The sequence below is a fragment of the Actinomadura sp. SCN-SB genome, from assembly GCF_043906805.1.
Lineage (GTDB): Bacteria > Actinomycetota > Actinomycetes > Streptosporangiales > Streptosporangiaceae > Spirillospora.
In genome coordinates this window covers 1-25,843 of sequence record NZ_JBIMPP010000073.1, presented here as the reverse complement: position 1 = coordinate 25,843, position 25,843 = coordinate 1, and the positions used below count along the sequence as shown (strand labels likewise).

Sequence of the window (25,843 nt, the reverse complement as noted above, 5' to 3'; positions counted from 1 at the left end):
GAGACAACGTGTCCGCACCCCCTGAGGTCTCGGTGGACACCGGGCCGGACGGCGGCCCGCCCATGGCCGTGCGCGCGGTGGGTCTGCACAAGACCTTCTCCAGCGCGCGCGGCGAGGTGAAGGCCGTCCAAGGCGTCGACCTGGACGTGGCGCAGGGCGAGTTCTTCGGCCTGCTCGGCCCCAACGGCGCCGGCAAGTCCACCACGATCGGCATGCTCACGACCCTGGTGGTGCCCACCGCCGGGCGCGCCGAGGTGTGCGGCCTGGACGTCACCAAGCGCCCCGTCGACGTCAAGCGGCGGATCGGCATGGTGTCGCAGAACAACACCCTCGACACCGACCTCGACGCGTTCGAGAACCTGGAGTTCCGCGGCCGCTTCTTCGGGATGGGCCGCAAGGACGCCCGCCGCCGCGCCGACGAGCTGCTGGAGATGTTCAACCTGACCGACCGGCGCAGGGGCAAGCCGATGGAGCTGTCGGGGGGCCAGGCCAAGCGGCTGATGATCTGCCGGGCCCTGGTGCACCGTCCCCAGGTGCTGTTCCTGGACGAGCCGACCGCGGGCCTGGACCCCCAGACCCGGGTCAACCTCTGGGAGGTGCTGCGCAAGCTCCAGGCCGACGGGCAGACCACCGTCCTCACCACGCACTACATGGAGGAGGCCGAGGCCCTGTGCGACCGGGTCGCGGTCATCGACCACGGCAAGGTGCTGGCCAAGGACACGGTGGAGGGTCTCAAGGCGTCCGCGGGCGCCGACACCGTGATCACCGTGACCTATGACGGCCCGGCGCCCGAGGGCGTGACCGCCCTGCGCGACCGCGAGGCCATCGGCAAGGTGGAGATCACCGGGTCGCAGGTGCGGGTGTTCGCCCGCGAATCCGAGGGCGTGCTCGGCGAGCTGGTCGCCGCCGGGACCGCCGCGGGCGTCGGCGTCACCGACGCCGCGCAGCTGCGGCCCAGCCTGGAGAGCGCCTTCCTCACCCTCACCGGACGGGAGTACCGAGAGTGACCACCGACCAGGCGCTGCTCGCGCCACCGGCGATGCGCACCGGCCTGACGCGCACGTTCCTGGCGATGATGGCGCGCGACGCGCGGGTGCTGCGCAAGAACTTCGCCGGCACCTTCCTGCGGGTGCTGATGCAGCCGATCATGTTCGTCTTCGTGTTCTCCTACGTGCTGCCCAAGATCGGCGCGGCCGGGGCGATGGGCGGCGCCGCGGGCGACGCGAGCTTCGCCACCATCCTGGTCCCCGGCCTGGTGGCCTCCTCGATGGTCATGCAGGCGATGATGGCCGCGATCATGCCGCTGATGATGGAGCTGACCTGGCAGCGCTCCATCACCGACCGGGCGCTGGCACCGCTGCCGATCCCGCTGCTGGCGATCCAGAAGATCACCGCGGCCGCCCTGCAGGGCCTGCTGGGCGGGCTGCTGGTGTTCCCCGCCGTGCTGCTCATCCACGCCGAGGGCCAGGCCCCCGAGGTCCACGTGGGGAACTGGGCGGTGCTGATCGTGATGCTGGTGGCGGGCTCGCTGCTGGCCGCCTCCGGCGGGATGCTCATGGGCACGGTGATCGACCCGCAGAAGGCGCAGATCCTGTTCGCCGTGATCCTGCTGCCGGTCACCATGCTGGGCTGCGTCTACTACCCCTGGGCGGCGCTGCACGACGTGCGGTGGCTGCAGATCGCCAGCCTGATCAACCCGCTGGTGTACGTGAGCGAAGGGTTGCGGGCGGCGCTCACCCCCGATGTGGGGCACATGGCCACCTGGGCGTTCATGCTCGCGGTCCTGGGCGGCACCGCCGTGCTGATGTGGATCGCCACCCGCACCTTCACCAAGCGCGTGCTCACCTGACCTGCGCCGGCCTTACCTCAGCCCTCCATGGGCTCGATCTCGGACAGCCCGGCGTCCCGGTCCATGCGCAGCCAGCGGGTGATCCCGATCTCGCGCAGGAACGGGACGTCGTGGCTGACCACGATCAACGCCCCCTGATAGGCGTCCAGGGCCTCGGCGAGGCGGCGGACGCTGTTCAGGTCGAGATTGTTGGTCGGCTCGTCCAGGAGCAGCAGGTGCGGCGCGGGCTCGGCCAGCAGCAGCGAGGCCAGCACCGCCCGGAACCGCTCCCCGCCCGACAGCGTCCCGGCGGCACGCTCCGCCCGGTCGCCGCGGAACCCGAACCGCGCCAGCCCCGCCCGGATCCGGTTGACCGGGGCGGACGGCGCGGCGGCCCGCACGTTGCCGGCCACGCTCAGCGTGCCGTCCAGGACGTCGAGCCGCTGCGGCAGGTAGCGGACGCCCTCGACCGTGGTTCTCGCCGTCAGCCCGGTGCGTCCCTCGTCCTGCCCGAGAATCGCGCGCAGCAGGGTCGTCTTGCCCGCGCCGTTGGGCCCGGTCAGGGCGATCCGCTCGGGCCCGCGGACGACCAGCTCGGCCAGGGCGGGCGGCTCGGGCGCGTCCAGCCCGGTGAGGGTCAGGACGGTCCGGCCCGCCGGGACACGGGTCGCGGGCAGGTCGATGCGGATCCCGGCGTCCTCGCGCACGGCGTCCTCCGCCTCCGCCAGCCGCTCCCTGGCCTCCGCCAGCCGTTCCTCGTGCAGGATGCGGTGCTTGCCGGCCGACACCTGCGCCGCCCTCTTCCGCGCCCCCATGACGATCTTCGGCTCGCGCTTGCTCTCGTACATCTTTGTGCCGTACCGGGCGCGGCGGGCCAGCTTGACCTGCGCCTCGTCCAGATCCCTGCGCTGCCTGCGCACCTCGCCCTCGGCCGCGCGGACGGCGCGCTCGGCGGCCTCCCGCTCCACCTCCAGCAGCTCCTCGTACGCGGACAGGGGGCCGCCGAAGACGCGGACGGAACCGTCCCGCAGGTCGGCGATCTCGTCCACCCGCTCCAGCAGCTCCCGGTCGTGGCTGACCACCACCAGCACGCCCGGCCAGGACTCCACCGCCTCGTACAGCCGGTGCCGCGCGTCCAGGTCGAGGTTGTTGGTGGGCTCGTCCAGCAGCAGCACATCGGGCCTCGCCAGGAACCGGGCCGCCAGCCCCACCATGACCGTCTCGCCGCCGGACAGCGTGGCGACGGTGCGGTCCAGGCCGACGTGCGCGAGGCCGAGGCGGTCCAGCTCGGCTCGGGCGCGTTCCTCCACGTCCCAGTCGTCGCCGACCGCGGTGAAGTTCTCCTCGGTCGCCTCGCCCCGCTCGATCGCGTGCAGCGCCCGCCGCACGCCGCTGACGCCGAGCAGGTCCGACACCGTGCGGGCGGTGCCCAGCGGAAGGTCCTGCGGCAGGTACCCCACCTCGCCGGAGACGCCGACCGTCCCGGACGCCGGGCGCAGCTCGCCCGCGACCAGCCGGAGCAGGGTCGACTTGCCGGACCCGTTGAGGCCGATCAGGCCGGTGCGGCCCTGGCCGAAGGCGGCGTCCAGGCCGTCCAGGACGACCGTGCCGTCCGGCCACGCGAACGACACCGCGGAACAGACGATGGAAAAGGGGGAAGACATCGCGGACCTCCGGGAACGCGTCGACATGGATCACTGACACGTGGGAGACACCGCGAACGCGCAGCGCGCGGGCACGAAAAAAGCCCGGGACGAGGGTCCACACCGAGGTCACGAACGCGTGTGGCGACGGCCACCACGCGGTGTCTGCGACCTCAGTTCTTCAACGGACTCCCCTACCGGGCGACGACAAGACCAAGCCAGCCTACACGAGCCGGCCTTGACGGCACGAACGCGGAAGCGGCTCCACGTCACAACGCGGAGCCGCTTCCCGGTATTCCGGTGGCCCGGTCAGCCGCGCAGCACGGCCCCCGTGCGCTCGGCCGCGGAGGCGACCGCGGCGTCGCGGGACGCGTTGGCCTCCTCGGTGGTCAGGGTCCGGTCGGGGGCGCGGAAGCGCAGGCTGTAGGCCAGCGACTTGCGGCCCTCCCCCACCTGCTCGCCGGTGTAGACGTCGAACAGCCGGATCGACTCCAGCAGCTCGCCCGCGCCGGCGCGCAGCGCGGCCTCCACCTCGGCGGCGGGCACGGCGTCGTCCACGACCAGCGCCACGTCCTGCGTGGCGACCGGGTAGGACGACACGCGCGGCGCCCTCACCACGCCCGGCTCGCCGAGCAGGCCCAGTTCGAGCTCCATGGCGCAGGTGCGCGCGGGAAGCCCGTACGCCTGGATGACACGGGGGTGCAGCTCACCGGCGTGACCGACCAGGGTCTCCCCGCGGTAGAGCGCGGCGCAGCGGCCCGGGTGCCAGGGCGCGTGCCGATCGGCCTTGACCGTCAGCTCCACCCCGGCCTCGGCGGCCACCGTGCGGGCGGCCTGCACGGCGTCGGCCCAGGACGCCGGGCGGCCCTTCCCCCACCAGCCGGACGGCTCCCGCTCCCCGGCCAGCACGGCCGCGACCCGCTCGGGCTGGTCGGGCAGCGCGGCCTCGACCGTGGCGATCTCCTCGGGCGTCGGGCCCCGGTCGACGGCGAGCCGCGGCGCGCGCGACGGGGCGCCGGGACGGGGCCGGAACACCAGGCCCATCTCGTACAGGCCCACGTCGCCGAAGCCCCGGCCCACGTTGCGGGCCAGCGCCTTCAGCAGGCCGGGCAGCAGCGTGGTGCGCAGCAGCGGCTCGTCCTCCGACAGCGGGTTGGCCAGCCGCAGCGCGCGGCGGCGCGCGTCGCCGACCGGGAGCTGGAGGGCGTCGGCGTCCTTCTCGGCGGTGAACGGGAAGCTCAGCACCTCCACGTACCCGGCGCCGGCCAGCGCGCGGCCGACCCGGCGGCGCAGCCGCTGGCGCGCGGTGAGGCCGCGCCCGGCGACCGGGCGCGGCGCCCGTGCCGGGATCTCCTCGTAGCCCTCCAGCCGGATGACCTCCTCGGCCAGGTCGTTGGGGTCGCGCAGGTCGGGACGCCACGACGGCGGCGTCACCGTCAGCGTGCCGTCCCCCTCGACGGAGCAGCCGATCTGCTGGAGGCGGCGCACCACCGTCTCGCGGCCGTAGCCGACGCCCGCGACGCGGTCGGGGTGCCCGGCCGCCATCGTGACCGTGACCCGCTCGACCGGCGCCTGCGCGTGCGTGACACCCGGGACGATCTCCGCGCCGCCCAGCTCGGCCAGCAGCCGCACCGCGCGCAGCGACGCGTACAGCGGCAGCTCGCGGTCGACGCCGCGCTCGAACCGGTAGGACGCCTCGCTGTGCAGCTTGTGGCGCCGTCCCATCCGGGCGGTGGCGATGTCGTCGAAGTGCGCGGCCTCGATGACCATGTCCCGGGACCGCTCGTCGATCTCGGTGGCCAGGCCGCCCATCGTCCCGGCCATGGAGATCGGGCCGGACCGGTCGGTGATGAGGACGTCCTCGGGGTGCAGCTCGCGCTTGACGTGGTCGAGGGTCTCCAGCCGCTCGCCCGGCCGCGCGCGCCGCACCACGATCTCGCCGGTGAGCTTGGCGCGGTCGAAGGCGTGCAGCGGCTGGCCCAGCTCCAGCATCACGTAGTTGGTGACGTCGACGGCCAGCGACACCGGGCGCATCCCCGCGCGGTACAGCCGCACCCGCATCCACATCGGGGACTGGGCGGACGGGTCGAAGCCGCGCACCTCGCGCAGCACGAACCGGTCGCACGCGGTCGGGTCCTCGATGCTCGCCGGGTACGCCCCGCCCTGCCGGTCCTCGGGCGGAAGCTCGATCGCGGCGGGATCGGTGAACGGGACGCCGTAGGCGATGGCGGCCTCGCGGGCGATGCCGCGGATCGACAGCGCGTATCCGCGGTCGGGGGTGACCGCGATGTCGAGGATGTCGTCGCGCAGGCCCAGCAGCTCCATCGCGTCCGCGCCGGGCTCCTCGTCACCGGGCGGCAGGACGAGGATGCCGGTGTGGTCGTCGCCGATGCCCAGCTCGCGCACCGAGCAGATCATGCCCTCGGAGACCTTGCCGTAGGTCGTGCGGGCGTCGATCCGGAACCCGCCGGGCAGCACGCCGCCGGGCAGGATCACCACGACCCGGTCGCCCACCGCGAAGTTGGTGGCGCCGCAGATGATGTTCTGCGGCTCGCCGGTGCCGTTGGCGTCCCCCACGTCCACCTGGACGTAGCGGATCGGCTTCTTGAACCCGGTCAGCTCCTCGATGGCCAGCACCCGGCCGACCACCAGCGGGCCGGTCACATCGGCGCCGGCCCGCTCGACCGTCTCCACCTCAAGCCCGGCCGCGATCAGCCGCGCGGCCAGTTCCCGGCCCGTCACCTCGGCCGGGAGCGCCACGTGCTCCCGGAGCCACGAAAGCGGGACCCGCATCAGATCTCCATCCCGAACGGGAGGGTGAACCGCACGTCGCCCTCCACCATGTCGTGCATGTCCTCGACGCCGTGCCGGAACATCAGCGAGCGCTCCACGCCCAGCCCGAACGCCCAGCCGCTGTAGCGGTCGGGGTCGATGCCGCAGGCCACCAGCACGCGCGGGTTGACCATGCCGCAGCCGCCCAGCTCGATCCAGCCCTCGGAGCTACAGGTGCGGCACGGCTCCGCGCCCGGCTCGACCGACCCCCCGCGGCACACGAAGCACTGCATGTCCACCTCGGCCGACGGCTCGGTGAACGGGAAGTACGACGGCCGGAACCGCGTGCCCAGGCCCTCGCCGAACATGCCGTGGACGAAGGCGTCGATGGCGCCGCGCAGGTCGGCCATGGTGAGGCCCTCGTCCACCGCCAGGCCCTCCAGCTGGTGGAAGACCGGGCTGTGCGTGGCGTCCAGCTCGTCGGTGCGGTACGTGCGCCCCGGCACGACCACGTACACCGGGAGGGGACGCGACAGCATCGCGCGGACCTGCACCGGCGAGGTGTGGGTGCGCAGCACCAGGTCGGTGTCCTCGGACTCCACGAAGAAGGTGTCCTGCATGGTGCGCGCCGGATGGTCCGGCTTGAAGTTGAGGGCGTCGAAGTTGAACCAGCCGGCCTCGACCTCGGGACCCTCGGCGACCTCGAACCCCATGGAGACGAAGACGTCGGCCATCCGTTCCTGGAGCGTGGTCAGCGGATGCCGGGCGCCGCGCGGCGCGCGGTCCCACGGCAGCGTGACGTCGACGGTCTCCTCGGCGAGCACGCGCTGGTCGCGTTCCTCCTCCAGCTCGGCCTGGCGCGCCTTCAGCGCCTGGCCGACGGCGGCGCGGGCGGCGCCGATCCTCCGGCCGGCGTCGGCGCGGGCCGCGGGCGGCAGCGCGCCGATCTCGCGGTTGGCCAGGGCCAGCGGGGACCGGTCGCCGGCATGGGCCAGCCGGACCTTCTTCAGCTCGTCGAGATCGGCCGCCGCGGCGATGGCCGCGATGGCCTCGTCGCGTGCCGCGTCGATCGCTTCGGGTTGCAACGCGGACACCTCGACAGGGTCGTAGGACTTGTTGGGTGCAGACATGGTGGTGTGAGAACTCCGGTCGGCGTGGAACGCCCGCAGTCTAGTGGGCGGGCGGGAAGGATCCGGGAGGCTCGGCCCGGCCCGCCGGGCCACGCCCGGAAGGCGTGGACGGGAGGTGGTGCCGGGCGTACGGCCCGCGCGGAGCTCCTAGGAGGGGTAGTCCGGGGCTCCGGCGGGCACGGTAAATCGGAACTCGGCGCCACCGCCGGGGGCGCGCCGGACGGAGATGGCACCGCCGTGCGCCTCCACCAGGCCCTTCACGATGTAGAGGCCGAGGCCGGTGCCGCCGCGGCGGTTGCCGCCGGGCCCGCGCCAGAACTGCCGGAAGACGCGCTGGGCCGCTTCGGGCGGTATGCCCTCGCCCTCGTCGCGTACCGACACCGCGGCCCCCTCCTTGTGCGCGTCGGGTTCCACCATAACGGTGACGGTGCCGGCGCCGTGCCGCACCGCGTTCTCCAGGAGGTTGCCGAGGATCTGGTCGATCTTGTCGGGGTCGAGCCACATCTCGGGCAGCTCCCCGCGCTCCTCGAACCGGAACCGGTCCTCGGGGTCGCCCGCCGCGACCCGTCCGGCGATCACCTTGCGGACCTGCTCGGGCAGGTCCACCACCTGGCGGCGCATCTCCAGCCGCCCCGACTCGATCCTGGACACGTCCAGCAGCTCGGTGATCAGCCGGGTGACCCGGTCGGCGTCGGCGTTGACCGTCTCCAGCATCACCCGCTTCTGGTCGTCGTTGAAGCGGTGCCACTTGGCCAGCAGCGTCGCGGTGAACCCCTTCACGCTGGTCAGCGGGGAACGCAGCTCGTGGGCCACGGTGGAGACCAGATCGGCCCTGTCACGTTCCTGCCGGGCGCGGTGCGCGGCGTCGCGCAGGCACACGGTGAACCGGCTGACCTTCCCGTTCTCGTCGCGGCGGTAGGCCGCGGTCACCAGCAGCTCGCAGCCGCCGGGCAGGAACAGCGACCGCTCGGGATGCCGGGTGCGGGTGGACAGCCCTTCGTAGGGCGCCAGGCACTTCCACCAGTCGCGGCCCTCGGCGTCGTGGAGGGGCAGCACGTCGCGGAAGTCACGGCCGATGGCCGACTCCGCGGGGATCTTGGTCATCCGTGCGGCGGCGGCGTTGAAGGCGATGACGCGGGCGTCACCGTCCGCCACCACCAGCCCGTCGGGCAGATCGTCGCTCATGTCCTCTTGTACGGAACGGGACGCGGCCCCCGCCGGGGGCACGCGGCGAGGCGCGCGGGGGGATTCTCCGCCCACAACGGCCTCCAGGATGCGGGAACAGGATCGGACGCGGCCTGTCGAGAAGAGACTCTATCCGGAGACGGGCGCCTTACGGGACCCGCGAAACTCCGTGTGGCAAGGCTTTTGTGGCCCTCGCGTGCAGAATCCCGCTCTGTCACCCGCCCTGCCTGCGCACGGGCCCCGCTCACCCGGCCGGGCCGGATCTCCGCCCCCGGCGCGTCAGCCGCGGGGGAAGGCGGCCTGGACGGACGGGCCGCCCAGCGCGGCGCCGGGACCGTCGTCCAGAGGGAAGACGCGGTGCAGGCCGGTGACGCGCAGCAGCTTGCGCTGGGCCGGGCGCACGGCGGCCAGGCGGATCTCGCCGCCGGCCGAGGCGACGCGGTTGTGGGCGGCGACCAGCGCGCCGAGCCCGGCGGCGTCGCAGAACACGACCGCGCCGAAGTCGACCACCAGCGTGCGGTAGCCGGCGTCGGCCAGGTCGAGCAGCCGGTCGCGCAGCAGGTCGGCGGTCTGCAGGTCGATCTCCCCGGCGACGGCGACCGTCGCGGCGCGGCCGCGGGTCTCCACGACCTCGGCGGTCAGCAGCGGTCCGGCGCCGCCGGGCCGGTCGGCGGCCGGGATGTGATCATGGGCGGGCCGGGCACGGCCGGCCCGGCAGCGCAGAGCGGGCCCCCGGCGATCGTGCCGCCGTCCCGTTCTGCCATCGTCGATCATCACGTTCGCCCCCAAAGTCGCACGGCCTCATCGCCGTCCTCATCAACACCGTAGGCCCCGGGCGGACCCCCCTGAATCCGCCGCCGGACCGGTATCACGCTCCTCCTTAGGAACGAGCCGACCGGCCGGGTTCGGGTGCCCGGTCCGCCCCGCGCGCCGGCCGTCCCTTCTCCCGGTGCAGGTCAGAGACGGATGGCGGGGTGTGCGATCGGCCGCTTCCGGCCGCCGAAAAGTGAACCGGGCATGCGGCCTTGGGGCGGGGGTTCAGGCGCGCTGGGCGCGGGCGGAGGCGTACAGGCACACCGCCGCGGCGGTGGCCAGGTTGAGGCTCTCGGCACGGCCGTGGATGGGGACGCGGACCACGTCGTCGACGTGCCTGAGGATCTCCTCGGGCAGGCCCCACGCCTCGTTGCCGAAGACCCACGCGGTGGGACGGGCCAGCAGCCCGTCGTCGATGGCGTCGTCGAGGGTGAGCTTGCCCGCCCCGTCGGCGGCCAGGACCGTCAGCCCGGCCGCCCGCAGGTCGGCGATCAGCTCCTCGAAGCGCGGGCCGACCACGACGGGCAGGTGGAACAGGCTGCCCGCCGACGCGCGGACGCACTTGCCGTTGTAGGGGTCGACGGAGGCGTCGGTGAACACCACCGCCTCGGACCCGGCCGCGTCCGCGGTGCGCAGGACGGTGCCCGCGTTCCCCGGGTCGCGGACATGGGCGAGCACGGTCACCAGGCGGGGGGACGTCCCCAGCGCGGCCGCCAGGGGGACGTCCACGAACTCGCAGACCGCCAGCAGCCCCTGGGGGGTGACGGTCTGGGCGAGCTCGGCCATGATCTCGCCGCTGACCCGCAGCACGGGGGCGCCCGCGGCCTCGGCGGCCCGCACCAGGTCGGCGTGCCGGGTCTCGGCCTCGGCGGTGGTGAACAGCTCGGCGAGCCCCCCGGGAAGCTCCAGGGCCTCGCGCACCGCCTGCGGTCCCTCGGCGAGGAAGCGGCGCTCGCGCCGGCGGAACGCGCGTTTGGCGAGCCGCCGAGCCGCCTTCACCCGGGGTGAACGGACGGAGGTCAGCTCGCGGCCCGCCATGGCGTGCCTCTCGGCGCCGGTCAGGCGGCCTCGCTGCCCTGAGCGGGCAGCGCGGCCTTGGCCACCTTCACCAGCGCGGCGAACGCCGGGGCGTCGTTGACGGCGAGCTCGGCCAGCATCCGCCGGTCGACCTCCACCTCGGCGGCCTTCAGGCCCTGGATGAACCGGTTGTAGGTCATCCCGTTGGCGCGGGCCGCGGCGTTGATGCGCTGGATCCAGAGCCGGCGGAACTGGCCCTTGCGGTCCTTGCGGTCACGGAACGCGTAGGTCATCGAGTGGAGCTGCTGCTCCTTGGCCTTGCGGTACAGGCGCGACCGCTGGCCGCGGTAGCCGCTCGACCGCTCCAGGACGACCCGACGCTTCTTGGCGGCGTTGACCGCCCGCTTCACGCGTGCCACGTGTTGACTCCTTCGTGGGGGCCGGGCCCTCCGGGCCTCGGCCGGTCGTACGGGTTCGGGTGGGCCGGCGGCCTACTTGCGCAGCAGCTTCTTGATGTTCTTGGCGTCGGCCGGGGTGACCACGGCGGGAGCGTCGAGCCGGCGGGTGCGCTTGCTCGGCTTGTGCTCGAGCAGGTGGTTGCGGTTGGCGCGGCGGCGGATCACCTTGCCGGTGCCGGTCAGCCTGAAGCGCTTCTTGGCGCCGCTGTGGGTCTTGGTCTTCGGCATGATCGCCGTCGTCTCCCTCTGTGTCGGCCTCCGCGGCGGGCACGGAGGCGTGCCTGATCGGGCGCGCCCGGCGCCCCGGATCCGCGCGGACCACGCGATCCGGCCGACGCGTCGGGACGCGCCCGGTCAGGCTCAATGTACGTGCGTCACGACCCTGCGCGACCACGCGGGGTGGTTCACGCGCTCAAGCGCAGGATCAGATCGGGGCGGTCGCGAGCGGCCGCCCCACCGGGCCCTGACGGGCCCCGGGCCTCAGACGGAGGCGGGACCGGAGTCCTGCCTGGCGCGGGCCGCGGCGCGCTCGGCCTTGGCCTCCGCCTTCTTCTTGTGCGGTCCGATCACCATGATCATATTCCGCCCGTCCTGCTTGGGCCGGGACTCGACGAAACCGAGCTCCTCGACGTCGTCGGCCAGCCGCTGCAGCAGCCGGTACCCCAGCTCGGGGCGGCTCTGCTCACGGCCGCGGAACATGATCGTCACCTTGACCTTGTCCCCGGCCTTCAGGAACCGCACCACGTGACCCTTCTTGGTCTCGTAGTCGTGCGGGTCGATCTTCGGCCGAAGCTTGATCTCCTTGATGACCGTGTGCGCCTGGTTCTTCCGCGCCTCGCGCGCCTTCATCGCGGACTCGTACTTGAACTTGCCGTAGTCCATGAGCCTGGCGACGGGCGGACGCGCGGTGGGCGCCACCTCGACCAGGTCGAGGTCCGACTCACGCGCGATTTCAAGGGCCTTGGCGATGGGCACGATGCCCACCTGTTCGCCGTTCGGACCGACGAGCCGGACCTCGGGCACGCGGATGCGGTCGTTGATACGCGGTTCGGCGCTGATGGGACCTCCTTGGGGCCGTTCTCACGTCTTTTGTCAGGTCTTGTGGACCGGTCGTACCCCAGGCCCTCCATGCGAAAAGCCCCGCACGACTCGCATGCGGGGCCACCTTCGGCCTCCCGGCATCAGCCGATGCCGGGGCGCCGGCGGCACGGGCGACGCTGCGCCCGTACGCCGAACCGGGACCCACCGGCTTCGGATCCGCCGGTCAGGTGGGAGGTGGCCTCCGCTTGAGCGCCCCGCGCGAGACGGCGCCTCCGGTCGGGAAACCGGTGCGCCGGCACCCGTGCAGGGCCGGTCGATTGTTCAGCTTATCACCCGCCGGTGGCCGCGAAAGCCCGCCACGGGCGCGCCTTCGGCGCGGTCCGCGGCCGTTCCAGGACACCCGGCGTGTGCCGGGCTCTTCGTAGAGAGCCGGTTGGAGTACTCGAACCAGCACAACACCCCGGTGTCACCGTTCATTCCCTGGTGGGCCGCCGCTGGTTACGGTGGTCCCGAGACCGGCGCCGACCCACCGGGGCCGCCCCGACCGAAGGTTCCCCGCCATGCCCCTATCCAGGGCGGAGGCCCCGCCCCACTCCACGCCCGCGGACTCCGGGCTACGGCTGGAGTTCGCGCAGAAGGCGTTCATCGTGCACCGGGACCGGCTGCTCATGGTCCGCAAGGCCGCGTCCGACCCGTACCACCCGGGCCGCTGGGAGGTGCCGGGCGGGCGGCTGGAGGTGGTCGCCGACGCCGACCTCGACGACCACATCAGGCGCGAGGTCTGGGAGGAGGTCGGCCTCAGGGTCGTCCCCGGCCCGCCGTTCCACCTGTGGCAGTGGTTCATGCCCGCCGGGCGCCCCGCCTGGCACGGCCGGGCGGAGGTGAGACGGGTGGTCGCGGCCGCCCGGCTGTGCCGCCCGGTGACCGTGGAGGTCAGCCTGGCGAACCAGACCGACGAGGACCATCTGGCCGAGCCGGCCTGGGTGCCGCTGCCGGAGATCGATGGCCATGACCTGATCCCCTCGCTGCGGCCGGTGATGCGGGCGTTCCTGAGGATGCTCCCGGTGCTGACACGCCTCGACCCCGTCCGCCCCGAACAGGCGCACGCCCCGGACCTGCCCGCGCGCGGCTGAGGCGGCACCACCCCCGATGGAGATCACTGAGAGCCCCGCGCGCCCTCCGGTGGACTGGCCCGGCCTGGACGGCGTCGCCCGGCGCCGGTTCCGGCTGATGGTGGTGGGGGACGTCCGGATCGAGGCCCGTACGACCCTTCCCGACCTGCGGTTCACCGATCTCGACGCCGACCGGCTGGTCTACGCGCCGACGCGGGCGGTGGTGGCGGGCACGGCGGTCAACCTGGCCCGCCGGGCGTCCGGCTACTTCCGCCGCGTGGCGGTGCTGGCCCGGGTCGGCGACGACGACTACACCCGCGTCATCCGGCGGGAGCTGCGCAGGCTGGGGCTGCGCGACCTGCTGCGCGTGGAGGCGGGCTCGCCGAACGGGGTGACGCTGATGGTGCGGGACGGGCCGCCTCCCGGGGCGGCGGCCGGGGACGAGGGTCGCGGTCGGCGGAGCGTGCGGCTGCTGGTCGCCGACGAGGACACCGCCAACCGGCGGCTGTCGGTGGCGGACGTGCGCGGCGCCGCCGCCGAGATCCGCCGCGCCGACGTGCTCTTCCTGGACGGCTATCCGCTGCTGTCGGCGGTGTCGCGGGCGGCGCTGGGCGAGGCGGCCGCCATCGCCAGGCGGCGGGGCACGGCGGTGGCGTTCGACCTGGTGCCGCACGACATCGACGCGCGCCTGCCCGCGGCGGAGGTCCTCCCGCTGATGAACCTGGCCGACATCGTCATCACCGAGGTCCCGACGATCGCGCGGCTGCTCGGCCGGCCCGCCGCGACCACGTCCGGCGAGACGCGCGAGCTCCTGCCCGTCCTGGACGAGGCGGTGGACGGCCGCCCGCTGTGGTTGCTGCGTTTCGGGGCCAGTGCCCTCGAACACACGCTCGCCTACCAGAGGGACGGGCTGCTGCTGGAGTACCCCACCGGCTACGCGCAGGGCGTCCAGCGCACCGGGTACGGCGACCGGCTGGCGGCGGGGGAGCTTTACTGGTGGCTGGCGATGCGGGACGCCCGCTGAAGCTCGTCGTCCAGCGCTATGGCGGGACGCAGTACGTCCAGGGTGCGCTGGAACAACACGCGGCTGCCTGCCAGGCCGAACCGCTCCTGCCACCGCCACGGCTGCCCCTCCGTGTCGCCACACAGGACCTGCAACGCCGCCCGGCGCAGGTGCTGGCTCGCCACACCGTCCCCCGGGTGGACCGTGGCCAGCCCTTGTTCCTCCACCATCAGGTAGGAGCGCCCCGCGAGGTAACGGCGGTGGACGACGTCGCGCGTCGCGGGCACACCGGGGAGCCCTTGTTCCTCCAGCAGTGCCCGTACGCTTCGTACACCGGGCGCCCCCGGTTCACCGGACGTGCCGCCGGGGACGGGCAGCAGGTGCCAGTGGACGTGGTCGACGCAAGCGCCCCCGCCCTGGGAAGTGGCCGGTCCGTGTTCGAGCAGCAGCAGGTCGGAGCTGCCGTACGCGGCTTGGTAAACCCGTCCGGCGCGGTGACGCCATTGCCAGGCCCCGGCCCACAGACGCTTTCCGAACGCTCCCGCACACTGGATATGCCTGGAGGCCACGAGCAGCAGGTGCCCCTCGACCAGCGGAGCCAGATCCGGCATGAGGAAGAAGTCGTCGTCGGCCGCGAGCACCGCCGGTTCCCCCGGCAGATCCGCCATCTCGTTGAAACGAAAACGCAGCGGCGGGCACAGCACGCAATCGGGTGCCGCCTCCGACGGTCGTGCCGCTCTTTCTTCCATTCCCACCCCCGGGCATCGGCTTGACAAGGACTCCTAACTCCGGGTTCCCCCTGAAACGTGCCCGCGAACAGGCATTCCTTTGCGCGGCCACGGATGACAGCCGTCAGACCAACGAGGTAGAGAACCTGACCGAACGGGAACATAACCATTGAGTCATTCCGTCCCGGCCCTGGTCGCCAGGCCGAACGGTACGAGCGTGCCGAGGACGAGAGGACTCGCAGAAGGCGGTTACCGTGCAGTACTCCTACCTCGCCCGCAGGACGGCGATCTCGGCCCCCCGGCCTCCCGCGCTGGACATGGCCGTCCTCACTGCTCGTCTTGACGAGTCCATCGGCCTCTTGCGCGACTCCTACGCGGTCGCCGAGGGCGACGGCGGCGGCTGGTACCACGACCTGACACGCCCGGAGCCGGGCAGCACGGCGACCGCCGTGGGATTGCTCGCCTTCACCGAGACCGGACACAAATTCGAACACTTCGACGAGGGGCTGGCGTGCCTCGCTGCGCGACAGATCTCGTCCGGTGACCGGCTCAGGGACGGCGGCTGGTCCACGAAGACGAGCCTGGGGATGCCCGTCGTCGAGGCCACCGCGTGGATCGCCAGGTTCCTCATCCGTTCCCGCTGCGACCTGCGCGGCGACGCGCCCGACGCGCGGCGCGCCTACGACTGGCTGCTGAACAACCAGAACCCCGACGGCGGGTGGGGCTCGCTGCTGGGCTGCCCGTCCCGGGTGTGGCTGACCTGCCTGGCGCTGCGTGCCCTCACCCAGCTCAACCCGTACGACCCGGCCATCGAGCGGGGCGTGCAGTGGCTGACCGCCGACCGGACGGGGCAGCGCCCCGGCTGGGGGCCGACGCCCATGGCCTCGCCCACGGTCACGCACACCGCGTTCGTGCTGGTGACTCTGGCCGAGGCGCGCCCGGACCAGCACCAGCACGACGACCGGCTGCTGGCCGCCTACGACTGGCTGCACGACCACTTCGATCCCGACGACGAGCACAAGTGGATCGAGACCTACGACGTGTCCCCGCACGGCGACGGCGCCAAGCCGGTCTGGCGCCTGGCCCTGTGGCATTACGGCCTGCCGATCGCGCTCATGGCGCTGCTGAAGGATCCGCGGGGGCCGCGCGGCCCCACCATCGCGCACGCGTTCCAGACCCTCGTCGAGGGGAAGGACACCAACCCGCGCTGGAACGGCTACCCCGGCAGCGGCCGCGCGTCCCTGTGGACGCTGTGGTGGCGGCTGGAAGCGCTGATCGAACTGTCCAGGTATCCCCTGCTGCACCCGAAGGAAGTGGTGCACTGGATGCCGGACGCCACGGTCGTGCAGCGGGCACACGCGCGCGACCGGCCCCTGTCCGGCCTGCTGCCCGCTCCTCCGCCGCACCTCGACGTGGTGCGGTTGTTCAAGCGGCACTGGACGGTCCTGGTGCTCGCGCTGGTCACGCTGGGCAGCCTCGCCGGTGTCGCCGCCGGCGCCTGGGACTGGAAGGACTTCTGGTTCAGCGTCATCCTGCCCATCGTGCTGACGCTGACGCACGAGGCCATGAAACGCCGCCGGACGCCGTCGATCCCGCCGGCGCCCCGTCCCCGCGACCACACCCCGGCGTGACGCGGAGGGCGCTCAGGCGCGGGCCTCGGCGGCGCGGCGCGCCAGTTCGGCCTCGCCCGCGGCGCGCATCGCCGCCACCGGCACGTCCCCGCGGCCCGTCATCAGCTCGACCTGCCGCGCGGCCTGGTGGAGCAGCATGTCGAACCCGCCGACCACCACGCCGCCCGCCGCCCGCACCGCCGCCGCCGACGCCGTCGGCCACGGCGCGTACACCACGTCGAACAGGGCCGCGCCGGACGCCGCGATCTGGGCGGCGTACTGGTCCGCGGCGATCCCCGGCAGCGTCGAGACGACCAGGTCGGTCCCCAGCAGGTCCGGCAGCCGGTCCAGCGGCCCGACCCGCAGCGTCAGCCCGAACCTGCGGCCCACCGCGACCGACTCCGCGGCGCGGTCGGGGTTGCGCACCGCCATCGACGCCTTGGTCAGGCCCAGCTCGGCCAGCGCCGCCAGCGCCGAGGCCGCCGTCGCGCCGCCGCCCAGCACCAGCGCCGACGCCGGGGCGCCCAGCCCCGCCTCGGTGAGCGCCGCCACCATGCCGTGCACGTCGGTGTTGTCGGCGTGCCTGCGGCCGTCCCGCAGCACGATCGTGTTCGCGCCGCCCACGGCCCTGGCCAGGCCGGACACGGTGTCGGCCAGCTTCAGCGCCGTCCGCTTGAGCGGCATCGTCAGCGACAGCCCCGCCCAGCCCTCGTCCAGCGCCTCAAGGAACCCCCACAGACCGGTCTCGTCGCACTCGTACGCCTCGTACACCCAGTCGTCCAGGCCCATCGCCGCGTACGCGGCGGTGTGCAGCACCGGGGACAGCGAGTGCTCGATCGGCTTGCCGAGCACGGCGGCCCGTGCCACTAGTTCCCTCCCTGGGCCCTGAGGTTGCGTTCCAGTTCCGCCCTGAGCCGGTCGAACTCGGCCTCGGTGGTGGCGAACTTGGTGATCCGGTTCTTGGGGTCGGTGGCCACGAAGAACAGCCACGTTCCCTCGGCGGGCTCGAAGACGGCGTCGATCGCCGCCTCGCCCGGGTTGGAGATCGCGCCCGGCGGCAGCCCCGGGTAATTGTAGGTGTTGTAGCGGTTCTTGGATCTGATGTCCTCGTTGCTGGCGATGATCCCGTACTTGCCCAGCCCGTACAGCGTGGTGCTGTCGAACTTCAGGAACAGCGGCGGATCACGCTGCAGCCGGTTGTAGATCACCCGGGAGATCTTCGGCATGTCGTCGGGACGGCCGCTCTCGGCCTGGATCAGGCTGGCCATCGTGATCACCGTGCCGGGGTTCATCCTGGCCTGCCGCGCCCGCGCCACCAGGTCCTTCTCCTGGGCGAACCGGTTGAACCTGTCCACCATCGTCTTGAGGATCTGCTCGGCCGAGCCGTTGGGGTCCAGGTTGTACTGGCCGGGGAACAGGTAGCCCTCGACCTTGCCCTTGGCGTAGGGCGGCAGCCCGAGCCGGTCGGGGTCCTTGAGGACGGCCTGGAAGTCCTTGAGCGGGATCCCCGTCTTCTTGGCCAGCTGGTCGATCACCTGGGTCACCCGCAGGCCCTCGGGGATCGTGATCTGGTTGCCGGACCGGGACTTGGGGTCCAGCAGCAGCGCCACGGCCGCCGCCGACGACATCCGCTTGCGCATCTGGTAGAAGCCCGGCTGGATCCCCGACGCCTTCGGATGCTTGGCGTACTCCTCCACGAACGCCTGCGTGCTCTTGACGACCTGGTGGTTCAGCAGCGTCTGGGCGATGGTGAGACCGGTGTCGCCGTCCTTGATCTGCACCGTGACGGCGCCCGTGCCCGCGCCCTCGTAGTCCGGCGGGTTCAGCCGCTTGTCGATCCACGCGACGCCGAGCACGCCGCCGGTGCCGAGCACGGCCACGAGGAACGCCAGGGAGAACAGGAACGCCGCGCGCCCGTTGCGGCGCTTGCGTTTCTGCCGGTCGCGCCGGCCGTACGGCTCGCGCCGGCCCCGCCGCTGACGCTGGCCCTGCCGCTGGCGCGCGCGCTGGTCCCGCTGCTGCCGCGCCGGTGGCCTGCCGCCCCTCCGGGGGTCGCGACCGCCACGGTCGCGGCGGTCGCCGTAGCCGCGGTCACCGTAGGGGTCGGGGTCGGAGAACAGGTCCAAGTCGTTCATGAGCCTCTCCGGACGATCTCGCCTGGGGGTTGCCCAGTCAACCTCTCCCCGTCCAGAGCCGCCTGCAGCAGCACGGCCGCCGCGGCCTGATCCACGACCTGGCGGCGGGCCCTGCCGCGCACTCCCCCGGCCCGCAGCCCGTTCTCGGCCGTCACCGTCGTAAGCCGCTCGTCGTACAGCCGGACGGTGTCCGCGGGCAGCCGTGCGGCCAGCCGTACCGCGAACTCCCTCGCCGCCTGCGCGGCCGGCCCCTCCCGGCCCGACAGCGACGTCGGCAGCCCCACGACCACCTCCACCGCCTCGTGCTCGGCCGCCAGGGCGACGAGCCGGTCGAGATCCCCCTTCCCCCGTGCGACCGTCTCAAGGGGCGTGGCGAGGATCCCCGCCGGATCGCTGCGCGCCACGCCGATCCGTACCGACCCCACGTCCACGCCGAGCCGCACGCCCTGCCTCATCGGCTCGCCGGGCCGCGCGTCCCGGACGGCCCGATCATGACGCCCCTACGGCGTTCTCGACCGCCCGCAGCGCCTCGTCGATGGCGGCGGGATCGCTGCCACCACCCTGCGCGAGGTCGTCCTTCCCGCCGCCCCCGCCGCCGAGCGCCTTGGCGGCGACGCCGACCAGCGCACCGGCCTTCAGGCCCCGTTCCCTGGCGCCCTCGGTGGTGGCGATCACCACCACCGGGCGGTCCTTGGGCACCCCGGCGACCACGACGACCGCCGGCCCGGCGCTGAGCCGCCCGCGCACGTCCACCGCGAGCTTGCGCAGGTCGTCGGCGCCGGTGCCGTCGGGCGCGCGGTGCGCCACGAAGGCCACGCCGCCCAGGTCGCGGGCGCCGCCCGCCAGGGACGCCGCGACCGCCAGCACCTCACGGGAGCGCAGCCGCTCCAGCTCCCGCTCGGCGTCGCGGAGCCGGCTCACGACGCCGGAGATCCGCTCGGGCAGTTCCTCCTTGCGCGCCTTCAGCTGCTCCGAGAGCTGCGCCACCAGGACGCTTTCGCGGGCCAGGAACCGGAACGCGTCGATGCCGACCAGCGCCTCCACCCGGCGCACCCCCGCGCCGATGGACGACTCGCCCAGCACCTTGATCAGCCCGAGCTGGCCGGAGCGCGCGACATGGGTGCCGCCGCACAGCTCCCGCGAGTAGTCCCCGACCTCCACGACCCGGACCTCGTCGCCGTACTTCTCGCCGAACAGCGCCAGCGCGCCCATCGAGCGCGCCTGCTCGATCGAGGTGTGGAAGGCCCGCACGTCCAGGTCGTTCACCAGGACCTCGTTCACCTCGTCCTCGACGTCGCGCAGGACGCTCGGCGGGACGGGGCCCGAGGCGGTGAAGTCGAACCGGAACCGGCCCGGGGAGTTCTCCGAGCCCGCCTGCGCGGCCGACTCGCCCAGCGCGCGGCGGAACCCGGCGTGCACCATGTGGGTCGCGGTGTGCGAACGGGAGATCGCGCGGCGCCGCTCCAGGTCGATCTCGGCGTAGACGGTGTCGCCGACCTGAGCTTCTCCGGACACCACCCGGCCGCGGTGGACGATCAGCCCGGCCAGCGGGGACTGCACGTCGTCCACCTGGATGACCGCGCCGTTGCCCGCCCGGATCACGCCGTGGTCGGCGAGCTGGCCGCCGCCCTCGGCGTAGAACGGCGTGCGGTCCAGCACCACCTCGACCTGGGCGCCCTCGCCCGCCGCGGGCACGTTGGCGCCGTTGATCAGCAGCCCGGCCAGCCGCGCCTCGCCGCTGACCTCGCCGTAGCCGGTGAACTCGACCGCGCCGCCCGCGCTGGTGAGCAGGTCGTCCAGCACGGAGACGTCCAGGTTGCCCGACTTCTTCTCGCGGGCGTCGCGCTTGGCCCGGTCCCGCTGCTCCTGCATGAGCCGACGGAACCCTTCCTCGTCCACCTGGAGGCCCTGCTCGGCCGCCATCTCCAGGGTCAGGTCGATCGGGAACCCGTAGGTGTCGTGCAGCTTGAACGCCTGGTCGCCCGGCAGCGCCGTGCGCCCCGCCCGCCTCGCCTCCGCCACCGCCGTGTCGAAGATGGCGGTGCCGGTGCGCAGCGTCTGGAGGAAGGAGTCCTCCTCCGCGTCGATCACCGTGTGGATCGTGGGGGCGGTGCGGATCAGCTCCGGGTACTGCTCGCCCATGGCGGCGATCGCGACCTCGGTCAGCGCGTGCATCAGGCCCGCCTCCTGGCCGCCCAGCAGCCGCAGGTTGCGGATCGAGCGGCGCAGGATGCGGCGTAGCACGTACCCGCGGCCCTCGTTGCCGGGACGGATCCCGTCGGCGACCATCATCGTGCCGCTGCGCACATGGTCGGCGATCACCCGCAGCGACACGTCCGCCCGCTGGTCGGCGCCGTAGCGGGAGCCGGTGAGCTCGGCGGCGCGGTCCAGCACCTTCCAGAGCGTGTCGGTCTCGTAGATGTTGTCGACGCCCTGGAGGATCGCGGCCATCCGCTCCAGGCCCATGCCGGTGTCGATGTTCTTGGCCGGCAGGTCGCCCACGGTGTCGAAGTCGGTCTTGGACCGGACCTCGCCGAGCTGCGACTGCATGAAGACCAGGTTCCAGACCTCCAGGTACCGGTCCTCGTCCACGACGGGGCCGCCCTCGCGGCCGTAGTCGGGGCCGCGGTCGTAGTAGATCTCCGAGCAGGGGCCGCCGGGTCCGGGCACGCCCATGTGCCAGTAGTTGTCGGCCAGGCCGCGCCGCTGGATGCGCTCCTGCGGCAGCCCGACCTTGTCGTGCCAGATGGCGGCCGCCTCGTCATCGTCGTGGAAGACGGTGACCCACAGCCTGTCCTCGGGGAAGCCGAACCCGCCGTCGGACCGGGGGCGGGTGAGCAGCTCCCAGGCGAACGGGATCGCGCCTTCCTTGAAGTAGTCGCCGATGGAGAAGTTGCCCAGCATCTGGAAGAAGGTGGCGTGCCTGGTGGTCTTGCCGACCTCGTCGATGTCGGGCGTGCGCACGCACTTCTGCGCGCTGGTCATCCGCGGGGCGGGCGGGGTGCGCTGACCCAGGAAGTACGGCTTGAACGGGACCATGCCCGCGTTCACCAGCAGCAGCGTGGGGTCTTCGGCGATCAGGCTGGCCGAGGGCACCACGGTGTGCCCGCGCTCCTCGAAGAACCCGAGGAAGCGCCGTGCGACCTCTGCCGACTCCATGATCAGTGGCCATCCTTCTCATCGTCGATGATCGTGTAACGCGGTGCGCGCAGGACACGGCGCGGAGGGCCCTCCGCGTCGGGCGGCGCCTCGTCCATCCGGGCGGCCTCCCGAAGCTGGGCCTCACGTGCCCGCATCTCCGTACGTACGTCCAGCGCGAAATGCCTCAACCGGTCGCCCGCGCCCTGTCCCGCGGTGACGGCACGGGCCGCCACGCCCCCGGGTGACCAGGCTTGAGCGATGCGCTCCACCCGCCGCTTGACCCGGTGCGTGGCGTAGATGCCCGCACCGGCGCCGACCGAGAGCCAGAACAGTCTTCTCATTGTGCCTCGCTTCGCCCGGGATCCGTCCGCGGGCCGATCCGCGGGCTCACCCGCGCCTCTTGCCGTTGTGCCGCGCCTGGAGCTGCGGCCGGGACGCGCCGGCGCCGCCGTGCGGCTGCTCGGCGCGGTTGCTCAGCGCCTTGCGGACGCCGTAGGAGAAGGCGGCGGCCTTCACCAGCGGCCCGCCCACCACCGAGGTCATGATCGTGGTCACCGCCGAGACGTTCCGCGTGACCCCGTGGACCTGCCGGGTGATGACGTCGGTGCGGTCCAGCTGCTCGTTGGCGCGGCGCACCGTTTGGGTCATGTCCTCCATCAGCGGGCCCGCCTGGTCGGCGAGGTCGGCGACGAGCTTGCCCGCCTCGTTCAGCAGCCGGGCGAGCCTGAGCAGGGTCAGCGCCAGGAAGGAGACCAGCACGGCCCAGAACACGGCCACGATCAGGCCGGCCACCTGTCCACCAGTGAGCATCGGGGTTCGTCTCCGCTGAGTCGCTGTGTTCGTGGGCTCGGGCCGGGCGGCGGGACGGGTGGCCGGTCCTCCGGCGGGCGCCCGGCCGCGTCCCGGGCCCGGTCTGCGAAGACCCTACCGTGGTCACCGGCCCGCGCCGTGCCCGGTCGCCGCACCTGCCCTGCGGGCAGGCTACCGGGCGGAAGCCGCCGACGCCGGGAGCAACGGCGGGAAAGATCGAATCACTCGTGCCCGCCGGCCCGGCCGCCGTCCGGCCCCTTCCCGCCCCGCAGGACGGAGCGGATGCGCGCCAGCACGTCCGAGAACCGCGCCTCGGCGCCGTGCCGGGTGGGCCGGTAGTACCGGCGGCCGTGGATCGTGTCGGGCGCGTACTGCTGCTGGACGACGCCGCCCGGATAGTCGTGGGCGTACTTGTAGCCCTCCCCGTGCCCGATCCTTGCCGCACCTTTGTAGTGCGCGTCGCGCAGGTGCCCCGGGACGGGGCCCGCGTCGCCCTTCCTGACGTCCCCGAGCGCCGCGTCCACGGCCGTGACGACCGCGTTGGACTTGGGGGCGAGGGACAGGTGGATCACGGCCTGCGCCAGGTTGATCCTCGCCTCGGGCAGCCCGACGAACTCCACCGCGTGCGCCGCCGCGATCGCGGTCTGCAGCGCCGTCGGGTCGGCCATCCCGATGTCCTCGCTGGCGTGCACGATCAGCCGCCGCGCGATGAACCGGGGGTCCTCGCCCGCCTCGATCATCCGGGCGAGGTAGTGCAGCGCGGCGTCGGCGTCGCTGCCCCGGATGCTCTTGATGAACGCGCTGATGACGTCGTAGTGCTGGTCGCCCTCGCGGTCGTAGCGGACGGCGGCGCGGTCGACGGCCCTTTCCAGCACCTCCACGCCGATCCGCGCGGGCGCCCCGTCGCCGCCGTCCCGCCCGACGGCCAGGGCGGCGGCCTCCAGGTAGGTCAGGGTGCGGCGGGCGTCGCCGCCGGCCAGCCTGATCAGATGGTCCTCGGCGGCGGCGTCCAGCTCGACCCGGCCGTCCAGGCCGCGCTCGTCGGCCACCGCCCGCCGCACCACCTCGCGCAGCTCGTCCTCGCCGAGCGGCTCCAGGGTGAGCAGCAGCGAGCGGGACAGCAGCGGGCTGATCACCGAGAAGAACGGGTTCTCCGTGGTGGCGCCGATGAAGGAGACCCAGCGGTTCTCGACCGCGGGCAGCAGCGCGTCCTGCTGGGCCTTGTTGAAGCGGTGCACCTCGTCGACGAACAGCAGGGTCTGGCGGCCGCTCATGCCCAGCTCGCGCCGGGCCAGGTCGATCTCGGCCCGCACCCGCTTCACCCCGTCGCTCACCGCGGAGATCTCCACGAAGCGGCGGGAGGTGACATGGCTGACGACCGTGGCCAGGGTGGTCTTGCCGGTGCCCGGCGGGCCCCACAGCACCAGCGACATGGGCGCGTCCCGGTCGACCAGCTGCCGGATGGGGGTCCCCGGGCCGAGCAGGTGCCGCTGGCCGACGACCTCGTCCAGCGACCGCGGCCGCATCCGCACCGCCAGCGGCTGCCGCGCCCCGTCGCCCGGCGGGACGGGGGCGGGCCCGGGATCCGGCCCGGCCCCCGGGAAGTCGAAGAGCCCTTCGGGTTGGCTGCTGGTCACGCTCCGACAGTATCTCGCGTGACGGACATCCCTGGTGGTCCCCGTCCGCGGTTAGTATGCGGGGCGTGATCGTGGGCCGGACCGACCCCCACCTCCGCCATGGGCCCGCCGGGCTGCTCGTGGCGCTGTTCCTGGCTGCCGGTCTGGTCTTCAGTTACGGCCTGGGGCACGGGCCGCCGCTGCGGGTCTGCACGGCGCACCACACCAGCGTCCCGGCGGCCGTGGCCGACGCGATGGCCGCGCACCACGCCGACGCGTCCGCCCCGCAGTCGTTAGGCGATCCCGCGGGCCTTCCGCCGCCCGGCCCGGTCGACGCGTGCCTGACCCTGGCCGTCCTGCTCGGGATGCTGGCCCTGAGCCTGGCCGCGAAGCCGCGCCGGACGGGTGGACGGCGCCCGCCGCGCTCGGGCTGGGCCCATGCTCCCCCGGCGCCGCGCACGCTCCCTGGCCGTCCGCTCTCCTCCTTGCAGGTGCTCAGGCTGTGACGGGCCTGCCGCAGTGGCACATGCCTCTGCGGCGTCCGCGCATGCCCTCCAACCCAGCACCGCAATAACTTGAGAGCGAGTCCCACAAATGTCCAAGAGCGCACGCAACCGCGCGCAACGCAACGTCCTCACCCAGCGGCAGGTCCCCTGGGGCACCATCGCGTTCTTCTCCGTGATCGGCCTGGTGGCGATCGTCGCCATCGGCTACGCGTTCCTGCAGAGCCGCCCCCCTTCGGCCGACTCGATCGAGGGTCTGATCGAGAAGGAAGGGCTCAGCTCCAACCACACCACCGCCGCCGTCCGGTACGACACCACGCCCCCCATGGGCGGTGACCACGACGCCATCTGGCAGAACTGCAACGGCCGCGTCTACACCAGCCCGCTGCGCAACGAGAACGCGGTGCACTCCCTGGAGCACGGCGCCGTCTGGATCACCTACCGTCCCGGCCTGGCCGCCGACCAGCTCGACCGGCTCAAGTCCAAGGTGGAGAACACCGACTACACGCTGATGAGCCCGTACCCGGGCCTGGACTCCCCGATCGTCATGACCGCCTGGGGCAAGCAGCTCAAGCTGCAGAGCGCCGACGACTCCCGCGTGGACGCCTTCCTGCGCGCGTTCGTGAAGGGCGAGCAGACCCCCGAGCCCGGCGCCCCCTGCACGGGAGCCAAGGACACGCCATGACGGCGGGCACGGCACCGGCGCCGCGGGGACGGGGGGTCGCCGTCGTCCTCGCGGTGCTCCTCGTCGCGACCACCGCGTTCCTGTGGCTGAGGCCCGGCGGCCCGGCCGCCGACGGGCCCGAGGCCGGATTCGCCCGGGACATGAGCGCCCACCACGCCCAGGCGGTCCGGATGTCGTTCATCGTCCGCGACCGGTCCCAGGACGAGCGGCTGCGGGTCCTGGCCTACGACATCATCACCACCCAGTCCGCGCAGATCGGCATGATGACCGCCTGGCTGGACGAATGGCGGGCGCCCAAGGCCGACCCGTCAGGACCCATGCGCTGGATGGGCGGCGGTCACGCGGGCCACGGCGCGTCCCCCGCCGGCGGCATGCCGGGCATGGCGACGCCCGCGCAGCTCGCGCAACTGGAACGGGCCTCGGGCCGCGACGCCGAGGTGCTCTTCCTGAGGCTGATGATCGCCCACCACCGGGGCGGGGTCGGCATGGCCCGCGCCGTCCTGGACCGCACCGACCACCCCCGGGTGCGCAGGCTCGCGCGGACCATGGTCAACGCCCAGAACTCCGAGATCGCGCTGATGAACGACATGCTCCGCCGGCGCGGCGCCCCGGC

At 73.1% G+C, this 25,843-nt stretch carries 25 protein-coding genes; 8 read left to right on the top strand and 17 right to left on the bottom strand.

What is annotated here, in order from left to right; translation table 11 throughout:
* Positions 1-8: 8 nt before the first annotated feature.
* Entirely contained in the window at positions 9-1,007 is a 999-nt protein-coding gene (locus ACGWYJ_RS32725) for an ABC transporter ATP-binding protein (protein WP_395110308.1), read from the top strand.
* Positions 1,004-1,849 (top strand): ABC transporter permease, encoded by an 846-nt coding sequence (locus ACGWYJ_RS32720; RefSeq protein ID WP_395110307.1) that lies wholly within the window; start codon positions 1,004-1,006, stop codon positions 1,847-1,849. The genes ACGWYJ_RS32725 and ACGWYJ_RS32720 overlap by 4 nt, the downstream gene beginning before the upstream one ends.
* 17 nt (positions 1,850-1,866) lie before the next feature.
* Here the strand turns inward: ACGWYJ_RS32720 and ACGWYJ_RS32715 are convergent, their stop codons facing one another.
* The 9 genes from ACGWYJ_RS32715 to infC all read right to left on the bottom strand — a co-directional run bounded on the left by ACGWYJ_RS32715 (position 1,867) and on the right by infC (position 11,905).
* Positions 1,867-3,492: an ABC-F family ATP-binding cassette domain-containing protein gene (locus ACGWYJ_RS32715; protein ID WP_395110306.1), complete on the bottom strand. Its 1,626-nt coding sequence runs from the start codon at positions 3,490-3,492 to the stop codon at positions 1,867-1,869.
* Between the two features lie 288 nt (positions 3,493-3,780).
* Positions 3,781-6,264 (bottom strand): phenylalanine--tRNA ligase subunit beta, encoded by a 2,484-nt coding sequence (gene pheT / locus ACGWYJ_RS32710; protein WP_395110305.1) that lies wholly within the window; start codon positions 6,262-6,264, stop codon positions 3,781-3,783.
* Complete coding sequence (pheS, locus tag ACGWYJ_RS32705; protein ID WP_395110304.1) at positions 6,264-7,373, bottom strand: phenylalanine--tRNA ligase subunit alpha; 1,110 nt, start codon at positions 7,371-7,373, stop codon at positions 6,264-6,266. The genes pheT and pheS overlap by 1 nt, the downstream gene beginning before the upstream one ends.
* A gap of 147 nt (positions 7,374-7,520) precedes the next feature.
* The gene (locus ACGWYJ_RS32700) at positions 7,521-8,648 is read right to left on the bottom strand and encodes an ATP-binding protein (protein ID WP_395110321.1); all 1,128 of its coding nucleotides are present in this window, start codon (positions 8,646-8,648) and stop codon (positions 7,521-7,523) included.
* A 189-nt stretch (positions 8,649-8,837) separates the two neighbouring features.
* Complete coding sequence (locus ACGWYJ_RS32695) at positions 8,838-9,332, bottom strand: STAS domain-containing protein (protein WP_395110320.1); 495 nt, start codon at positions 9,330-9,332, stop codon at positions 8,838-8,840.
* A gap of 264 nt (positions 9,333-9,596) precedes the next feature.
* Positions 9,597-10,409, bottom strand: a complete 813-nt coding sequence (locus ACGWYJ_RS32690) for a TrmH family RNA methyltransferase (RefSeq protein WP_395110303.1) — start codon at positions 10,407-10,409, stop codon at positions 9,597-9,599.
* Positions 10,410-10,429: 20 nt separating this feature from the next.
* A complete protein-coding gene (gene rplT, locus ACGWYJ_RS32685; RefSeq protein ID WP_285698384.1) occupies positions 10,430-10,807 on the bottom strand; it encodes a 50S ribosomal protein L20 in 378 nt (125 codons plus the stop codon).
* 72 nt (positions 10,808-10,879) lie between these two features.
* Positions 10,880-11,074 (bottom strand): 50S ribosomal protein L35, encoded by a 195-nt coding sequence (gene rpmI / locus ACGWYJ_RS32680; RefSeq protein WP_395110302.1) that lies wholly within the window; start codon positions 11,072-11,074, stop codon positions 10,880-10,882.
* Between the two features lie 252 nt (positions 11,075-11,326).
* A complete protein-coding gene (gene infC / locus ACGWYJ_RS32675) occupies positions 11,327-11,905 on the bottom strand; it encodes a translation initiation factor IF-3 (RefSeq protein WP_395110319.1) in 579 nt (192 codons plus the stop codon).
* A gap of 542 nt (positions 11,906-12,447) precedes the next feature.
* Between infC and ACGWYJ_RS32670 the strand changes: the two genes are divergently transcribed.
* Both ACGWYJ_RS32670 and ACGWYJ_RS32665 read left to right on the top strand, forming a co-directional pair.
* Complete coding sequence (locus ACGWYJ_RS32670) at positions 12,448-13,020, top strand: NUDIX domain-containing protein (protein WP_395110301.1); 573 nt, start codon at positions 12,448-12,450, stop codon at positions 13,018-13,020.
* Positions 13,021-13,036: 16 nt separating this feature from the next.
* Positions 13,037-14,023: a PfkB family carbohydrate kinase gene (locus tag ACGWYJ_RS32665; protein WP_395110300.1), complete on the top strand. Its 987-nt coding sequence runs from the start codon at positions 13,037-13,039 to the stop codon at positions 14,021-14,023.
* On the opposite strand, the gene ACGWYJ_RS32660 is transcribed toward ACGWYJ_RS32665, so the two are convergent.
* Positions 13,990-14,670, bottom strand: a complete 681-nt coding sequence (locus ACGWYJ_RS32660) for an HIT family protein (protein ID WP_395110299.1) — start codon at positions 14,668-14,670, stop codon at positions 13,990-13,992. The genes ACGWYJ_RS32665 and ACGWYJ_RS32660 overlap by 34 nt on opposite strands.
* Positions 14,671-14,984: 314 nt before the next feature.
* Here ACGWYJ_RS32660 and ACGWYJ_RS32655 point away from each other — a divergent pair, with 314 nt between their 5' ends.
* Positions 14,985-16,361 (top strand): prenyltransferase/squalene oxidase repeat-containing protein, encoded by a 1,377-nt coding sequence (locus tag ACGWYJ_RS32655; RefSeq protein WP_395110298.1) that lies wholly within the window; start codon positions 14,985-14,987, stop codon positions 16,359-16,361.
* 12 nt (positions 16,362-16,373) lie between these two features.
* On the opposite strand, the gene ACGWYJ_RS32650 is transcribed toward ACGWYJ_RS32655, so the two are convergent.
* From ACGWYJ_RS32650 to ACGWYJ_RS32620, 7 genes are all read right to left on the bottom strand, one after another.
* Positions 16,374-17,207 carry a shikimate dehydrogenase gene (locus ACGWYJ_RS32650; protein ID WP_395110297.1) on the bottom strand — a complete coding sequence of 278 codons (834 nt, stop codon included), beginning with the start codon at positions 17,205-17,207 and terminating at the stop codon, positions 16,374-16,376.
* Positions 17,207-18,475, bottom strand: a complete 1,269-nt coding sequence (gene mltG, locus ACGWYJ_RS32645) for an endolytic transglycosylase MltG (protein WP_395110296.1) — start codon at positions 18,473-18,475, stop codon at positions 17,207-17,209. The genes ACGWYJ_RS32650 and mltG overlap by 1 nt, the downstream gene beginning before the upstream one ends.
* The gene (ruvX, locus tag ACGWYJ_RS32640; protein WP_395110295.1) at positions 18,472-18,930 is read right to left on the bottom strand and encodes a Holliday junction resolvase RuvX; all 459 of its coding nucleotides are present in this window, start codon (positions 18,928-18,930) and stop codon (positions 18,472-18,474) included. Before ruvX ends, mltG begins: the two co-directional genes overlap by 4 nt.
* Before the next feature lie 34 nt (positions 18,931-18,964).
* Positions 18,965-21,634, bottom strand: a complete 2,670-nt coding sequence (alaS, locus tag ACGWYJ_RS32635) for an alanine--tRNA ligase (RefSeq protein ID WP_395110294.1) — start codon at positions 21,632-21,634, stop codon at positions 18,965-18,967.
* A 2-nt stretch (positions 21,635-21,636) separates the two neighbouring features.
* On the bottom strand, positions 21,637-21,957 hold the full coding sequence (locus ACGWYJ_RS32630; RefSeq protein ID WP_395110293.1) for a hypothetical protein: 321 nt from the start codon (positions 21,955-21,957) through the stop codon (positions 21,637-21,639).
* Positions 21,958-22,003: 46 nt separating this feature from the next.
* Positions 22,004-22,426 carry a DUF948 domain-containing protein gene (locus ACGWYJ_RS32625; RefSeq protein WP_395110292.1) on the bottom strand — a complete coding sequence of 141 codons (423 nt, stop codon included), beginning with the start codon at positions 22,424-22,426 and terminating at the stop codon, positions 22,004-22,006.
* A 221-nt stretch (positions 22,427-22,647) separates the two neighbouring features.
* Positions 22,648-24,063 carry a replication-associated recombination protein A gene (locus tag ACGWYJ_RS32620; RefSeq protein ID WP_395110291.1) on the bottom strand — a complete coding sequence of 472 codons (1,416 nt, stop codon included), beginning with the start codon at positions 24,061-24,063 and terminating at the stop codon, positions 22,648-22,650.
* Between the two features lie 65 nt (positions 24,064-24,128).
* Here ACGWYJ_RS32620 and ACGWYJ_RS32615 point away from each other — a divergent pair, with 65 nt between their 5' ends.
* The 3 genes from ACGWYJ_RS32615 to ACGWYJ_RS32605 all read left to right on the top strand — a co-directional run.
* Positions 24,129-24,548 carry a hypothetical protein gene (locus ACGWYJ_RS32615; protein WP_395110290.1) on the top strand — a complete coding sequence of 140 codons (420 nt, stop codon included), beginning with the start codon at positions 24,129-24,131 and terminating at the stop codon, positions 24,546-24,548.
* Positions 24,549-24,636: 88 nt separating this feature from the next.
* The gene (locus ACGWYJ_RS32610; RefSeq protein WP_395110289.1) at positions 24,637-25,230 is read left to right on the top strand and encodes a DUF3105 domain-containing protein; all 594 of its coding nucleotides are present in this window, start codon (positions 24,637-24,639) and stop codon (positions 25,228-25,230) included.
* On the top strand, positions 25,227-25,843 hold a 617-nt coding region (locus ACGWYJ_RS32605), incomplete at its 3' end, for a DUF305 domain-containing protein (protein ID WP_395110288.1). The genes ACGWYJ_RS32610 and ACGWYJ_RS32605, both read left to right, overlap by 4 nt.